This is a genomic window from Pseudoxanthomonas fibrivorans, from assembly GCF_041464125.1.
Taxonomy (GTDB): Bacteria; Pseudomonadota; Gammaproteobacteria; order Xanthomonadales; family Xanthomonadaceae; genus Pseudoxanthomonas.
This window is the reverse complement of record NZ_JBGNUG010000001.1, coordinates 1,191,299-1,206,213: the sequence shown is the minus strand read 5'-3', so window position 1 is coordinate 1,206,213 and position 14,915 is coordinate 1,191,299. Positions and strand designations below refer to the sequence as shown.

18 protein-coding genes are annotated in these 14,915 nt (G+C 63.0%); 9 read left to right on the top strand and 9 right to left on the bottom strand.

Annotation, left to right across the window (positions count from 1 at the left end; all coding sequences use genetic code 11):
* Window positions 1–8: 8 nt before the first annotated feature.
* From ACA089_RS05715 to ACA089_RS05690, 6 genes are all read right to left on the bottom strand, one after another.
* A complete protein-coding gene (locus tag ACA089_RS05715; protein ID WP_372014348.1) occupies window positions 9–407 on the bottom strand; it encodes a hypothetical protein in 399 nt (132 codons plus the stop codon).
* A gap of 73 nt (window positions 408–480) precedes the next feature.
* Complete coding sequence (gene arsB, locus ACA089_RS05710) at window positions 481–1,527, bottom strand: ACR3 family arsenite efflux transporter (RefSeq protein WP_372017677.1); 1,047 nt, start codon at window positions 1,525–1,527, stop codon at window positions 481–483.
* 22 nt (window positions 1,528–1,549) lie between these two features.
* Window positions 1,550–2,095 (bottom strand): arsenate reductase ArsC, encoded by a 546-nt coding sequence (locus tag ACA089_RS05705; protein ID WP_372014345.1) that lies wholly within the window; start codon window positions 2,093–2,095, stop codon window positions 1,550–1,552.
* Window positions 2,096–2,104: 9 nt separating this feature from the next.
* Window positions 2,105–2,617: an ArsI/CadI family heavy metal resistance metalloenzyme gene (locus ACA089_RS05700; protein WP_372014343.1), complete on the bottom strand. Its 513-nt coding sequence runs from the start codon at window positions 2,615–2,617 to the stop codon at window positions 2,105–2,107.
* 5 nt (window positions 2,618–2,622) lie between these two features.
* A complete protein-coding gene (locus ACA089_RS05695; protein WP_372014340.1) occupies window positions 2,623–2,952 on the bottom strand; it encodes an ArsR/SmtB family transcription factor in 330 nt (109 codons plus the stop codon).
* A 772-nt stretch (window positions 2,953–3,724) separates the two neighbouring features.
* Entirely contained in the window at window positions 3,725–4,726 is a 1,002-nt protein-coding gene (locus ACA089_RS05690) for a YhdH/YhfP family quinone oxidoreductase (RefSeq protein WP_372014338.1), read from the bottom strand.
* Window positions 4,727–5,446: 720 nt separating this feature from the next.
* Between ACA089_RS05690 and ACA089_RS05685 the strand changes: the two genes are divergently transcribed.
* From ACA089_RS05685 to ACA089_RS05645, 9 genes are all read left to right on the top strand, one after another.
* On the top strand, window positions 5,447–5,668 hold the full coding sequence (locus ACA089_RS05685; protein WP_372014335.1) for a hypothetical protein: 222 nt from the start codon (window positions 5,447–5,449) through the stop codon (window positions 5,666–5,668).
* Window positions 5,669–5,727: 59 nt separating this feature from the next.
* A complete protein-coding gene (locus tag ACA089_RS05680) occupies window positions 5,728–6,039 on the top strand; it encodes a DUF5076 domain-containing protein (RefSeq protein ID WP_372014332.1) in 312 nt (103 codons plus the stop codon).
* 435 nt (window positions 6,040–6,474) lie between these two features.
* Window positions 6,475–6,663, top strand: coding sequence for a hypothetical protein (locus tag ACA089_RS05675; protein WP_372014329.1), 189 nt, complete (start codon window positions 6,475–6,477; stop codon window positions 6,661–6,663).
* A 1,380-nt stretch (window positions 6,664–8,043) separates the two neighbouring features.
* Entirely contained in the window at window positions 8,044–8,721 is a 678-nt protein-coding gene (locus ACA089_RS05670) for a hypothetical protein (protein WP_372014326.1), read from the top strand.
* A 69-nt stretch (window positions 8,722–8,790) separates the two neighbouring features.
* On the top strand, window positions 8,791–9,312 hold the full coding sequence (locus ACA089_RS05665) for a hypothetical protein (protein ID WP_372014323.1): 522 nt from the start codon (window positions 8,791–8,793) through the stop codon (window positions 9,310–9,312).
* A gap of 61 nt (window positions 9,313–9,373) precedes the next feature.
* The gene (locus ACA089_RS05660) at window positions 9,374–10,354 is read left to right on the top strand and encodes a DUF3644 domain-containing protein (protein ID WP_372014320.1); all 981 of its coding nucleotides are present in this window, start codon (window positions 9,374–9,376) and stop codon (window positions 10,352–10,354) included.
* Between the two features lie 65 nt (window positions 10,355–10,419).
* Complete coding sequence (locus tag ACA089_RS05655; RefSeq protein ID WP_372014318.1) at window positions 10,420–10,839, top strand: hypothetical protein; 420 nt, start codon at window positions 10,420–10,422, stop codon at window positions 10,837–10,839.
* A complete protein-coding gene (locus ACA089_RS05650; protein WP_372014315.1) occupies window positions 10,826–11,494 on the top strand; it encodes a hypothetical protein in 669 nt (222 codons plus the stop codon). The genes ACA089_RS05655 and ACA089_RS05650 overlap by 14 nt, the downstream gene beginning before the upstream one ends.
* Window positions 11,495–11,603: 109 nt before the next feature.
* Window positions 11,604–12,173, top strand: a complete 570-nt coding sequence (locus ACA089_RS05645; protein WP_372014312.1) for a hypothetical protein — start codon at window positions 11,604–11,606, stop codon at window positions 12,171–12,173.
* Between the two features lie 106 nt (window positions 12,174–12,279).
* Here the strand turns inward: ACA089_RS05645 and ACA089_RS05640 are convergent, their stop codons facing one another.
* The 3 genes from ACA089_RS05640 to lpdA form a co-directional block, all read right to left on the bottom strand.
* On the bottom strand, window positions 12,280–12,873 hold the full coding sequence (locus ACA089_RS05640; RefSeq protein ID WP_372014310.1) for an LOG family protein: 594 nt from the start codon (window positions 12,871–12,873) through the stop codon (window positions 12,280–12,282).
* A gap of 22 nt (window positions 12,874–12,895) precedes the next feature.
* Window positions 12,896–13,054, bottom strand: coding sequence for an MFS transporter (locus tag ACA089_RS05635; protein WP_372014308.1), 159 nt, complete (start codon window positions 13,052–13,054; stop codon window positions 12,896–12,898).
* A 324-nt stretch (window positions 13,055–13,378) separates the two neighbouring features.
* Window positions 13,379–14,818: a dihydrolipoyl dehydrogenase gene (lpdA, locus tag ACA089_RS05630; protein ID WP_372014305.1), complete on the bottom strand. Its 1,440-nt coding sequence runs from the start codon at window positions 14,816–14,818 to the stop codon at window positions 13,379–13,381.
* Window positions 14,819–14,915 lie beyond the last annotated feature (97 nt).

Below are 14,915 nucleotides of genomic sequence, written 5' to 3'. Positions count from 1 at the left end.
GCCGGGCGTCAGGCCTGGATCGGAGGACGGAACGGACCGGAAAGGTGGGCGGCCGGAATGCGCGCCGTGTCCGGCAGCATCAGCTTCGAAGCGGCCGGTGCGGGCAGCCTGTAGTCGAACGCGACCGAGGGCATACCCACTACGTGGCCGCAGCAGTGGGCGTAGTGCAGCAGCACATGCGGGATGCCGGCCTCGCCGGTCGTCGCGCCAGTCGTTTCGGCGGGCGCCGATTCGGCGTGGATATCCAGCCCGGCCGGATGGGCCGTCTCGCCGCCGCCGTGCGCCATCATCTCGTGCAGGTCGCCCAGTGGACCCAGCAGCGACTGCCAGAACAGGCCCAGCGCGAACACCAGCAGCAGGCTGGCGCGCAGTCCGGAGATCCAGCGGCGGCGGATGGAAACGGGCACGGGCGCAGGATAGGCGGGCCCGCCGCGGTTACACAATTTCGCGGGCGCGATGCACGCAAGCGCCCGTGTCCGCTCATTCGGCGGCGAGCGCGCGCCGTGCCCCGCGCAGATACCACGGCCGGGTCGCGTTGACGATCGCCACCACCGACAGCATCACCGGCACCTCGACCAGAACGCCCACCACCGTCGCCAGCGCGGCGCCGGACTGGATGCCGAACAGGCCCACGGCGGTGGCCACCGCCAGTTCGAAGAAGTTGCTGGCGCCGATCAGCGCCGACGGCCCGGCCACTTCATGGGCCACGCGCAGGCGCCGGTTGAGCAGGTAGGCCAGGCCGGCGTTGAAGTAGACCTGGACCAGGATCGGCACGGCCAGGATCGCGATGACCAGCGGCTGTTCGATGATCTGCCGGCCCTGGAAGCCGAACAGCAGCACCAGCATCGCCAGCAGCGCGCCGAGCGAGAACGGCGACAGCCGCGCCAGCACCGCGTCCAGCCGCGCCTGGCCACCGCGGGCCAGGAGCCAGCGCCGCAGCAGCACCGCGACGGCCACCGGTACCAGGATGTACAGCGCCACCGACAGCAGCAGCGTGTCCCACGGCACCACGATCGAGGACAGGCCCAGCAGCAGCGCGACCAGCGGTGCGAACGCGACCACCATGATCGCGTCGTTGAGCGCGACCTGGCTGAGGGTGAAGTTGGCGTCGCCGCGGCACAGGTGGCTCCACACGAACACCATCGCCGTGCACGGCGCGGCGGCGAGCAGGATCAGCCCGGCCATGTACGAATCGAGCTGGTCGGCGGGCAGCCAGCCGGCGAACACATGGCGCAGGAACAGCCAGCCCAGCAGCGCCATCGAGAACGGCTTGACCGCCCAGTTCACGAACACGGTCACGCCGATGCCGCGCCAGTGCCGGCGCAGCCCGCGCATCGCGCCGAAGTCGACCTTCAGCAGCATCGGCACGACCATCAGCCAGATCAGCAGCGCCACCGGCAGGTTGATCTTCGCGACCTCCACCGCGCCCAGCCGCGCGAACGCGGCGGGGAACTGGTGGCCGAGCGCGGTCCCCAGCACGATGCACAGCGCGACCCACAGCGTCAGCCAGCGCTCGAACACCGGCATGCGCCGCGCGGGCGCGGCGGCCTCATCCATGCGCGGTCGCTCCGTCGCCGTCGCCGTCCTCGTCCGCGGGCTGGACGAAGCCGATCCGGTCCAGCGCTTCCTTGAGCGCGGCGCGGTCGTTCCACGTCTGCGCCGGCAGCGCGAGCAGGGCCAGCAGCCGCGCCTTGACGATGCGGTGCGCCTGGGCGAACGCCTCGCGCCTGTCGGCGTCGCTGCCTTCGACCGCGGCCGGGTCCGGCAGGCCCCAGTGCGCGCGCAGGAAATCGCCGAACACCACCGGGCAGGTTTCCGTCGCCGCGGCATCGCAGACGGTGACGACCAGGTCCATCGGCGCCGCGTCCGCCGTGGCGAACTCGTCCCACGACTTGCTGCGCAGGCCGGTGGTCGGGATGCCTTCGGCCTCCAGCTGCGCCAGCGCGAACGGGTTGACCCGTCCGGCCGGCTGGCTGCCGGCACTGAAGACCTCGAAGCGTCCGCCAGCCCACGCGCGCAGCGTGGCTTCGGCCAGGACGCTGCGCGCGGAGTTGCCGGTGCACAGGAACAGCACGCGGTGACGATGCGGCGTCATCGCGAGCCCTCAGCAGCAGCCGGAGGCCGGCGTGCAGCAGCCGGCGGCCTTCGCCGGCGCGGCGACGGCATGGCCGGCCACCGGCGCCTGCGGCGCGCAGTCGGTCCCGCCGGTCGCGCAGCTGGCATCACCGCCGGCGTGGTAGGTGGTCGCGTCGCCGAAGGTGTGGAAGGTCTCCCAGCGAGTGCCCTGCGGGTCCTCGGTCCAGAACTTGTCCGAGCGCGCGTAGCAGCAGGTGGCCGCCTGTTCCGGCAGCACGCTGCCGCCGGCGGCGTCCAGGCGCCGGCCCAGGTCGGCCAGCGCGTCGGCGTCGCCGGCCTGGATGCCGAGGTGGGCGATGCCGGGCTCGCGGCCGGCGGCCTGGCCAGTGTGGGAGATGGCGAAGTTGACCCTCGGGTCGTCCAGCAGCCACTTGGCGTAGTCGGGCTTGAGCACGCTCGGCGGCGCGGCGAACAGCGCGGTGTAGAAGCGCAGGCTGGCGTCGAGGTCGGTGACGTTGAGGTGCACGTGGAAGCGGTTCATGCGGATCACTCCTGGTCGGGGGTGCAGCAGGGGGTCGGGTCGCAGGCGGTGGCGCCGCCGCAGCAGTTCTCGGTGAGGTAGTTGACCAGCCCGTTCATCCGCGCGTAATTCGCCCGCACCCGGATCACCCGGCCGTCGCGCCGGTCGTGGACCAGGTCGGCGGCGCGCAGGGTGTTGAGGTGGGCGGTGAGGGTGGCGGCGGGGACGGCCAGCCGCTCGCGCAGCTCGCCGACCGGCAGGCCGTCGGGGCCGGCCTGGACCAGGAAGCGGTAGGCGGCCAGCCGGGTTTCGTGGCTGAGGGCGGCGAGGGCTTTCAGGGTGAGGTTGGTTTCCATAATTCCAGAATAGTCGAAATATCGCGCCCGTCAATGGGGGAGGTCCATGTCCACCGTCCGGCCCGGGTTCTGCAAGGCCGGCGGGCCGCGCCCGGGGCGTCCGGTCCACGGCGCTGCCGGCCCGCGGTGCGGTTCCGGGCTGCGGACGGGCAACGGATGGGTGCGCGCGCAAGGCCCGGAGCACCGCGCGCAAGGTCCGGAAGCTTGCACGCAAGCCCGGAAGCGTTGCGCGCAAGGCCTGGAGCCTTGCACGCAAGCCGGAAAGCCCCGTTCGCAAGGCTCGCGCCCTTGCGCGCAAACCGTGGAGCCTTGCGGTCGCAATGCCCGGAGCCTTGCGCGCAACGCCTCAGCGGCGATCGCAAGGCTTTTTGCCTTGCGCGCAAGCCATCGAGCCTTGCGCGCGATGCTTTTTGCCTTGCGATCGCAAGGCTTTGAGGCTTGCGCACGGGCCTGGAGGCTTGCGCGCAAGGCCGGGAGCCTCGCGGCCGGGGCTTTTTGCCTTGCGCGCAGGGCTCGGAGCCTTGCGCGCAAGCCCTGGAGCCTTGCGTGCAAGCCGGGGAGCCTTGCGGCTGGTGCTTTCTGCCTTGCGCGCAGGCCTGGGAGCCTTGCGCGCAAGCCGGAAGGCATCGTCCGCGAGGAGCCGGGCGGCGATCGCAGGCCCTGGAACCTGGCGCCCGCGCGCCGTACACCGGCGCGCGGCCCGAGCCGCGCCGTGCCCGCCAGGGCCGGACCCGGCCGTCGCGGGGCGATGCCGCCGCGCCGCGTCGTGGACTCAGTCCAGCCGCACCACCGTGCGCCCCAGCGAGCCGCCGGCGAGCATCGTGGCGAACACGTCCGGCAGCTCGGCCAGGGTCGCCTCGCGGGTGCAGATCGCGTCCAGCTGCGCCGGCTTCCATTCGTCCGCCAGCAGCGCCCAGATGTCGTCGCGGATGTCGCGCGCGGTGCCGGCCGAGCCAATGCCCAGCAGCGACACCCCGCGCAGGATGAAGGGCATCACCGTCAGCGCGTCGAGCGCGGGCGTGGCGGCCAGGCCGGCGGCGGCGACGTTGCCGTAGGGCGCGGTCTGCGCGAGCAGGCTGACCAGCATCGGCCCGCCGACGTTATCCAGGCCGCCGCCGAAGCGGATCGACTCGAGCGGGCGGCTGGCCTGCAGCGCGTCGCGGCCGAGCACTTCGCGCGCGCCCAGCGACTTCAGGTACGCGGCCTGGTCGGCCTTGCCGCTGACCGCGTGCACCTCGTAGCCGGCGCGGCTGAAGATCGCCACCGCCAGCGAGCCCACGCCGCCGGTGGCGCCGGTGACCGCCAGCGGCCCCAGCTCCGGGCGCTGCCGGTTCTCGCGCATGCGGTACAGGGCGAGCGCGGCGGTGAAGCCGGCGGTGCCCAGGACCATCGCCTGGCGCAGGTCCAGCCCGCGCGGCAGCGCGACCACCCACTCGGCCGGCAGCCGTGCATAGGCCGCGTAGCCGCCATCGCGGGTCTCGCTCAGGCCGCAGCCGGTGACCAGCACCGGGTCGCCTTCGCGGAACTTCGGATCGGTGGAGGCGACCACGTGCCCGGCGACGTCGATCCCGCCGACCAGCGGGAAGCGGCGCAGGATCTTGCCCTTGCCGGTCCCGGCCAGCGCGTCCTTGTAGTTGACCGAGGACCAGGCGGCCTTGACCACCACCTCGCCGGGAGCGAGGTCGTCGAGCGACACCGGCTCGATGCCGCTGCGGTAACCGGCGTCATCGCTGTGGATGCGGAAGGCGGGGAAGGTGGCGGGCACGCTGGCCATGGTCCGGGCTCCGTCCCGGCGGGGGCCGGGTTGCATGTCGTGATTCTTGCGGCTGGGGCGGGAGATGCAAAGCTTGGTCGATGCCGAGGCGGCAGGGAGAGCGCGCCTGCCCGCATTTTTGGAGGGCGGCGAGGGGAGGGCCGTCGCCCTCTATTCCCCCCCGAAGACATGTGTCCAGCACGCCGGATAGGCCGGCGTGGGACTGGCGGCTCCCCAGTCGAGTGCGACGGGGTCGCGTCCGCACTCACGTGCATGAGGTCTTCGAGAGCGGTCGTCGGTAGAGAAATAGTAGGTGTTCGCCGCTCTGCTATCGGATATCGCGGTGGCCTGACCGCCTAATTCCCCCGGCGGCTAGCAGTTCGCGTGCAGTAACCGCCCACCTCCTTGATCGCCAAGGAGTTTCTTCGTTGACGCCATCTCAGGCCGCCGCCAGACTCCGTGCTACGCCCCTGCTGGGGGTCTACTGGTAGTTAGGCGGGTTGTGGCGTTCGTGTTTTGGGGCGGGTCGTCGGACTTCGGTAGGGGAATCGCAATGGATCGTTGGCGTGCGGCATCGCAGCGGGTCGGGCGCGGGGAAGGCGTTCGGTCGGCGCGCGTCTCGCACAATCACCAGGCTGGCGCTTCGGCTATCCAGGCTTCTTGCCTGATGGGTCGCCGGCCTAACCACTCGTTCAAGGCGATGCCGCTTCGCGGCACGCCTTAACTCCGGCGTTAGGCGCTATGGACAACGAGCAGCTTGTGGCGGACTGGCAAAGCAAGATCGGAGAACTTTGCACCGACATGCTCGGTCGCCAACTCACAATTGAAGAGTCTAAGTTCATTTATGGGCATGGCGGTTTCTTGGCGCTCGAGGCTATCCATGACCATGTGCAAGGCCTCAATGGCCAGCCCGGGGCGCTTGCGCGCTATCTCACTTCAGGAGCAGGCGATGCGAGCGCCTAACAAGTCAATCAAGCCGAACTGGCTTCGCCAGTCGGCTTATCTCAGGCGTTAGACCTGCTATGAAGCCACTAGTCATCCCACCAGAAGCGCAGCGAGACGAGAAGGCCATCCAGATGCTCAGTGCCTGGATCGCTGAGAAAGGACAGCACTGCACGATCAACGTCGGCCTATGGCAGGACAACGGCCGCGAAGAAGCACCCGCGTGGGGAATCTTCCTCGCGGATACGATCAGGCACATCGCCAACGCGCTTCAAGAGCGGTATGGGCAGCCAACTCCCGATTCCATCGCAGCTATCCTTGAGTCGCTACACGACGAGCTTAGTGGGCCGACTTCAACCGTCAAAGGCGGGTTCCATCATGGTCATGGGTAGCAGGTCTAACAATTCATTCAAGCCGAACCCGCTTCGCGGATCGGCTTAACTCAGGCGTTAGAGGGCTCATGAAAGGTCACCTCCTAGCGACGGCTCTCTTGCTTTGGGTTGCAGCTTGCGCTCCCGATCAAAATCACGACGATAAGCCGGAGACGGCAAAGGGGGAGACCCCTATTCGCTACGTAATATGCAGTGCCGGTGGCGGCAGTTGCTTTGTGTCTGCAAGATTTAAGGATCTTGATTCGTGTGAGAGTCACAAGCGCTGGTCTGGCATGCTGTGTGACAGCAATTCACAGCCGGGCAAGATGGTGTGCACTCCTGGGGACGACAGCATTGCAGTTGCTTACTGTACAAAGTGAGCCCTCTAACAACTCAATCAAGCCGAACTGGCTTCGCCAGTCGGCTTATCTCGGACGTTAGGCCACGAGAGAGAGCATGCAATTCGCCATCTACCTTGCTGGTGTTCTTCTATTCAGTGCTTTCTACTATCAGCTCAAGGCATTCTTTGGAGGCGGCATCTGGTTCGTCTTGGTCGCGGTCGCTTACTTACTGTGCCTTCGGCTGTTTGCGCGCTTCGTCAATCGGCACTTCGCCAAGGCAGCCCGCATTCGGGAGGGGAACTAGCGTGCGGGTCTTCGCAATCGGGCAGCTGCGACCAGGGCCTAACAATTCATTCAAGCCGAACTGGCTTCGCCAGTCGGCTTAACTCAGGCGTTAGGCCTCTATGGACAGGTCAGCACAATCCCTTCCCGAGCTAGAGCATGGCCCGCTACTGGGTGAGATGGGCTTTGTCCGGATCTCACGCTCAGAAGGGCCGGAGTTCGGTTGCGATGTCTTTGAGAATGACAACTGCCGTCTTGCGTTTACCATCAGTCGTCACGATGGAGATAACATCTTTGTTGCCCCGCGCGACGCCCCTCTCGATTCCGAGCGGATCATGGCGCGCACGGGCGGCTGGGCCCTAGTTCAGGAGATCTGTCAGGACTTCTATGCCGAGTACTCCGCGCTAGGACGGCCTCATGTCTTACCGCGCCGCGATTTCGCTGAGATCATTGATCGCGCACTATGGCGTAATTCTGGCAAGCTCTTTCGGCAGATGCCTAACAATTCATTCAAGCCGAAGTCGCTTCGCGGCTCGGCTTAATTCAGGCGTTAGGCGGCATGTCGGAGCTTCGTAGCTGATGAATAAAAGCGAGCTACGCAAGATTCTGGTCGACGAAGGCTTTAACGGGCGCGCGTACTCGTTGACTGACGGCTATGCGGATGAGGCGCGATGCCTGCGCCAAGAGGGAAATTCATGGCACGTGTTCTATAGCGAGCGTGGCCTTGAGACAGGGAAAGTTTCGTTCGACACTGAGGCGGAAGCCTGCCAATACTTCCTGGGCATAATGCGGTCAGACCCAACTACTCGGGCATCTTGGAGTAGCGGTTTTGGTTATCCACCAACGTCGGAGCGCTAGGCTATGCCGCCTAACAATTCATTCAAGCCGAACTTGCTTCGCAAGTCGGCTTAACTCAAGCGTTAGGCCGCTGCGTGGTCTCGCTTCATGAGACCGTTTGGCTGTACGTTTTTGGCACTCAACCGGTAAAGGCTCACCTATGGCTACCTCAGCTTGTCCCAAATGCAGCTCTAGCTCCTTTGAGATCAAGATTAACGAGCCGCGCGGCTCTCGCTTCAAGATCTACTTTATTCAGTGCACCTCATGTGGCACCGTCGTTGGCACGATGGATTACTACGACACCGCGACCATGCTTGAGAAAATCGCAAAAAAGTTGGGGTTCGATATCCACCGCTAGGGAGGCGGCGGCCTAACAGTGCGTTCAAGCCGAAACTGCATCACTATGCCGGCCACATGGCATAAAGAGCTTGCCATGTGGCCGGCTACGCGCTGCAATTCGGCTTAACTTGAGCGTTAGGCCTTTCCGGACCATCTGATGCCCGCTGACACCCAACACCCCTGCTTTCCACAGCCAGATACTCAGTCTATTAGGCTGTGGAAGTACATGGACTTCACGAAGTTTGTGGCCCTCTTAGACCATTCCAGTCTGTTCTTCTGCAGAGCAGACTTATTCCGTGATCCATTCGAGGGTTCCTACTCGAAAGCCAACGTGGCGTTGCGTCCTCAGATCTATAAGGACCTTCCCCAAGAGCAACGCGAGCGCATGCTCGAACAACAAGAACGCTTCGCCAAATGGATCCGGGAATGGACGTACATAAGTTGCTGGCACGCCAACCAGTTCGAATCTGCGGCCATGTGGGACCTCTACGCGAAAACCGACGAAGCAGTCGCGATCGAAACGACATATGAAAAGTTGGCCGCAGCGCTATCGGGGGATGCTTACCTAGGTGTGGTCCGCTACATTGACTACCAGACGGAGTGGCTCCCGGAAGGCAACACCTTCTATCCCTTTGTTCACAAGCGCAGTTCGTTCGAGCATGAACGCGAGGTGCGTGCAGTGATCCAAGACTTGCCTGTCGAGAACAATCAAATTGCAGTGGGAAGGCCGAACGACACTTCAGGCCGTAACGTTGAAGTATCGCTCGATTCGCTTATTGATACAGTGCACGTCAGCCCTACGTCACCGGCTTGGCTCATGGAGCTGGTTTCAAACGTAGCGGGCAGATACGGCTTAAAATGCACGGTAAGAAGGTCTGACCTTTACTCTTCTCCTGTCTTCTGAGCCAGGGGCTAACAAATCATTCAAGCCGATGCCGCTTCACGGCACGGCTTAGTTCTGGTGTTAGACCGCATGTCCATAGAACGCAGCGACCGCCTTTATGACACCTGGCGAACTTCTGCAGAGAAGTTCGACTACTTCGTACTTGGCATTCTTGGCGCCCTCTGTGCCTACATTGCGAATGGCTTTGAGGCGGAAGTCATTGGGGCAAATCCAAAAACCTTGGAACTTGTCGCATTGGCCGCGCTATTCGGCTCAGCGCTCTGCGGCTTCTTTCGCGTCGAGTCGACAATCCTTCTTACACGGCTCAATCATAAATACTTGAGAGCTAACGAGCAGCGCGGGCTGCTAACTCAGCAGATCTCAAGTGGCTCGACCTTCTTGAATTCGGCAACAGGACAAATCTACTCACTGCAGCACGCCCAAGCCGAGATTGCAGCAATTGAGCAGGCACTACCTAGCATCAACAAGCAAATGGAGTCCGCTGGTCGCCGAGCAGAGGCCACTTACGCCTCGCGGAACCGCCTAGTTGTTCTTGGCTTTCTTCTTCTAGTGGGCTCAAGGGTCTGGACGGCTTACTACCATGCGGTCTAACAATTCATTCAAGCCGATGCCGCTTCGCGGCTCGGCTTAATTCAGGCGTTAGACATCACTTATGCGACCGGCAACTCACCAGCGTTTCGTCGACAAAGCCGAGGCAGCGATGGTTGCGGCAGTCGAGATCTACAACAAGCCTTGCTTCCCGTACCGAGAGGAAGTTTTCTCAATCCTTGCGCTTAACGCATGGGAATTGCTTCTCAAAGCTGCCGTTCTGAAAGCCAACAACAACGACATACGCAGCATTCGTGTTTACGAACCAAAGAAGCTGAAATCTGGTCGCCCATCAAAAAAACTCTACTTGAAGAAAAATCGGACGGGCAACTATCAGACCATTAGCCTGGGGGTCTGTCTGAATGAGCTCAGCTCTGGCAAGAGTAAAATCGCGCCGGAAATCAAGACGAATCTCCTCGCGCTCGTAGCCATTCGCGACAACTCCGTTCACTATGTAACCCCTAGTTCGGTTCTTGCCTCTCAGATTCAAGAGATTGCCAGCGGATGCGTACATAACTTCCTGCTCATTGCCAAAGAGTGGTTCTCTCGTGATCTCACGACTTCACTTAGCCTAGTACTGCCACTATCTTTTGCGGCTGGAGGTGTCAGTGAGGCGATCGTTGTCTCTCCTGACGAGAGCAGAATAATTAAACACCTTTCCGCTCTCGTATCCGCTGAAGTAAAGCAACCAACCGACTTCGCCGTAGCGCTTCGCCTTAGTCTCAAGATGGAACGATCCTCTACATCTAGCACTAAAGTTCAAATATCAAAGGACCAAGATGCGCTCAAAGTCACGCTGAGCGAGGAAGACATTCGCGAGAAGTACCCATGGGACTACGACCGACTTTGCAAACACCTACGCACGCGGTATTCGGACTTCCTCGCAAACAATCACTTCCACAAGTTGCGCAAGCCTCTCCAGACGGATGAGCGTTTTTGCAAGCCACGACTACTTGACCCTGGTAATCCCAATGGGACCAGGAAGGACTTCTACAATCCGAACATCGTGGCAGAGTTTGATAAGCACTACGCGGTCAAGAAGTGATGTCTAACAATTCATTCAAACCGACGCCGCTTCGCGGCGCGGCTTAATTCTGGCGTTAGCGCCCTATGAGCATCGCTCTTCTCATTGAAATGACAGAGAAGCTCCCTCCGTCGCTGAGGGAACAGGTTCTAGGCTATGCGGAGAGCGTAAAAATGGCAGCGCCAGCCATAGCCAAAGATCAAGGCATTGAACTCACCAGAGCATTTGAAGATCACATCACCTTCTTCGCAGGGGTGAGAAAGCTCTTTTCCATCGTCTCTTCCTCCTATTGGTCTCTGGACAATTCAGCAACGCTACTTGCGCGATCTGACTCACCCGCCATAACTATTGCCGGGCGGTCATTCTCACGCGGGTCAGAGCCACATCAACAGCTTCAAGCCTTGCTTACTGATCTGGAGAACGCACTGAGGGAGTCACAAATTCTGAGCGTAGTGCAGCTCAGCTTCAGTGAAATGGCTAAGGCGGTAGCGAATGAACTTCGCTAATGTAAGAGATGCCGTAAAACGAGTAATTTCAAAGCACTCTGGTGGCTTTCGACTAATTGCTTCTAGCCAAACACAACTTCTCGAGCTTGCTTCAGTCACGGGCATTGCAGAGCACTATCGTTCTCTAGGAGCGTCGGTCAATGCCGTGAACCCCAAGGGCAAACGTGGCTTCGTCGTAAAGACATCCACAAGAGGCTACCCTTGGAATTTTTCGTACTTCGCTTGCGAACTAGCGGGTGAGAAGTTCGAGATCAGAATGAATTTGATGGTCAATGGAGCCCATGATGACGGAATCTATTGCGTAGATGTTGGTATCACAAAGAATAGTTCCGTCCCATATTCAAAGCCGGCGGTCGCTTGGATTCGCGTCGAAAACTCCGATCTCATCACGTTCGCAGAGACAAAAAAGCTGGTCGTCTATCCGATGCTGCTCGCACAGTTCGTTGGGATTGTTCACGAGATCAAGCCAGAGTTCCTAAAAGCTGGCGCTACGCAACATCTCCCTCCAACCCTAATCACTATTGGACACCTCACAGGGAATTCGCAGGCCATCGTCAGCGCGTACCCGAGCCGCAACTTCAGAATATCTATTGCCTACAGCTATGATATTCGCTTGGCCCGAGTAAGATCTGGTGCAGCCTCGCCATTTGTATAGGGTGCTAACAATTCAAGTCGACACCGCTTCGCGGCGCGGCTTAATTCATGAGTTAGGCAGCAAGTCCAATGGCTCAGCGAGCGAGATCATGGAGACAGCATCTGAGCGCTTGTTTGAGGAATTCGCCACGCGTTATTCCTTGAACTGGTGTCGCGTTCCCGAGGGCGCGTCGAAGACTCCGGACTATCACTTAACCGTAGGCGAAATTAGCGTCGCGGTCGAAATTGAGCAGATTGAAAGCACTCGGGGCTTCAATCCGGGCGGTGTGAGCTCAAGAACTGTTGGCTCGCACATCCGCCAAAAGATCGCAGATGCCCGGCCGCAGATCCGGGAAGCGGCGAAAGCGGGCATGCCGGCTATCCTGTTGGTTCACAACACGGTCGATCCGCTCCAGCTGTTCGGAACCGAACAACATGACTTTCTGAGTGCCATGTACGGCGAGCTCACTGTGCGTATTCATCGTCAGAGTCTGCAGAGAACCCCCGCCTTTCACGGCCGCAACTCAACTCTTCGGGAAGGCTTCAATACTTCGTTCAGTGGTGTCGGCCATCTCCGCCGCACAACCGCCGGCGCCAAGATAGTGATCTACGAGAATGTGTATGCAGCCAACCCATTGCCGTTTTCGCTGCTTCCGGCATCTCTGGAGGTCGTACGTGTGGAAATCGAGCATGCTGCCTAGCAATTCGTCCAAGCCGATGCCGTTTCGCGGCACGGCTTAACTCAGATCGTAGGCGGCGACGCCGTGCTTCTAGGAAGCACGGCCAGGGGTCCTCCCGACGTCGCCCCTACCGCAGCGACTTCCGCCGCTTCTCATCCATCCACTTGCTCGCCTGCGCCGGCTCGTACGCGTTCATCCATTCCAGCATCGCGTCGATGTCGCTGCCGTGCCACAGGTCGGCGCGCTGGTCCGGGTGCAGGAAGCGCTCCTCGACCATGCGGTCGATCATGCCGATCAGGGGCGCGTAGAAGCCGTCGACGTCGAGGAAGGCGCAGGGCTTGTCGCCGATGCCGAGCTGGCGCCAGGTCAGCATCTCGAACATCTCGTCCAGGGTGCCGAAGCCGCCGGGCAGGGCGACGAAGCCGTCGGACAGGTCGAACATGCGCATCTTGCGCTCGTGCATGGAGCCGACGACCTGCAGTTCGGTCAGGCCGCGGTGCGCGACCTCCCAGTCGGCCAGCTGCTGCGGGATCACGCCGGTGACCTCGCCGCCGGCCTCGAGCACGGCGTTGGCGACGATGCCCATCAGCCCGACGTTGCCGCCGCCGTAGACCAGGCGGATGCCGTCGCGGGCCAGGCGGTCGCCCAGGGCGATGGCGCGTTCGGTGTAGGCCGGCTTGCTGCCGGCGTTGGAGCCGCAATAGACGCAGATCGATTTCATGACGGGGTCCTGTGGTGCGGTGTCAGTCGCGGGATTTGCGCTGGCGCACGAGCATGGCGATGCCCAGCGCGATGAAGGCCACGCCGACGCCGCTGAAGGCGATCCGCTGGCTGGCCACGGCGCCGGCGATGAACATCACCCCGGCGGCGATGTACAGGCCGGCGGCGAGGCGTGGGGACAATCCGTTCGATGCCATGCGCTTCTACCTCGCGGGAGATCGGGTGCCTGGTTCCTGAAAGCGCGAAGCCGGGCATTGCCCGGCTTCGGTGCCGCAGCCCCCGAGCCGGGGGCGGTCCGCGCCAAGCGGCGCGTAGGGCGGGGATGGCTGCACGCGGATGCCGGTGTTTGCGCAGCAAACCCGGCCATCCATAAAGCCAACTTCCCGGGGGTTTGACCATAGCCCCCGAGTCGGGGGCGGTCCGCGCCAGAGGCGCGGAATGGTGGGGATGGCCGCACGCATGGAGGACATTCGCCGGCGAATGTCCTCCATCCACAAGGCCAACTTTCAGTTGGCCTTGTGGATGGCGCGCTTGTCCACCGCCATCGCCGCGTCGTGGATCGCCTCGGACAGCGACGGGTGGGCGTGGCAGATCCGCGCCAGGTCGTCGGCCGAGCCGCTGAACTCCATGGTCAGCACGCCCTCGTGGACCAGCTCGGACACGTTCGGGCCGACCAGGTGCAGGCCGAGCACGCGGTCGGTCTCGGCGTGGGCGATCACCTTGGCGAAGCCGACCGGCTCGGCCATGGCCACGGCGCGGCCGACGGCGGCGAACGGGAAGGTGCCGGTCTTGTACGGCACGCCCTCGGCCTTGAGCTGCTGCTCGGTCTTGCCGACCCAGGCGATTTCCGGGCCGGTGTAGATGACCCACGGGATGGTGTCGAAGTTGACGTGGCCCGGCAGGCCGGCGATCAGCTCGGCCACGGCAATGCCTTCCTCGAAGCCCTTGTGCGCCAGCATCGGTCCGCGCACGCAGTCGCCGACCGCCCAGACGCCGTCGACGCCGGTGTGGCAGTGCTCGTCGACCACGACCTGGCCGCGCTCGTTGACCTGCACGCCGGTGCCCTCGGCCAGCAGGCCCTTGGTCGCGGCGCGACGGCCGACGGCCACCAGCAGCTTGTCCACGACCAGGGACTGCTCGGCGCCCTTGTCGTCGGTGTAGGTGACGGCGACTTCCTTCTTCTTGCCCTTGGCCTTGACCTCGGCCTTGGAAACCTTGGCGCCCAGGCGGATGTCCAGCCCCTGCTTCTTGAACTCGCGCGCGGCCAGCTTGGCCACCTCGGCGTCGGCGGCGGCCAGGAAGTCGGGCATCGCCTCGAGGATGGTGACCTCGGCGCCCAGGCGCTTCCACACGCTGCCCAGCTCCAGGCCGATCACGCCGGCGCCGATCACGGCCAGGCGCTTGGGGGTCTCGGTGAAGTCCAGCGCGCCGACGTTGTCGACGATGGCCTCGCCGTCGAACTTCGCGAACGGCAGCTCGATCGAGTCCGAGCCGGCGGCGATGATGACGTTGGTGCCCTTGAGCTCGACCTCGGTGCCGTCGTGCTGCTTGACCTTGACGACGTTGCCCGGCTGGAGCTGCCCGAAGCCGTAGTACGCGGTGACCTTGTTGGCCTTGAACAGCTGGGCGATGCCGCCGGTGAACTGCTTCACGATGCCGTCCTTGCGGGCGACCATCTTCTCCACGTCGATCGACGCATCCTTGAAGCCGATGCCGTGCTGCTCGAACTTGTGCAGCATGTTCTCGTACTGGTGCGAGGAATCGAGCAGCGCCTTGGACGGGATGCAGCCCACGCGCAGGCAGGTGCCACCCAGCGCCGGCTTGCCGTCCTTGCCCAGCGCAGAGTCAATACAGGCGGTCTTCAGGCCCAGCTGCGCGGCGCGGATCGCGGCGTGGTAGCCGGCCGGGCCGGCACCGATGACGACGACGTCGAATTGTTCAGCCATTTCCAGTTCCTTTGCCTTTGCTGCCCGTCGCGGGCCGTGGCCCGGGGGCGGAAGAGTGCAGGGCGGCGAGCTGGATCGCGCTTGGCTTCCGCCGGCC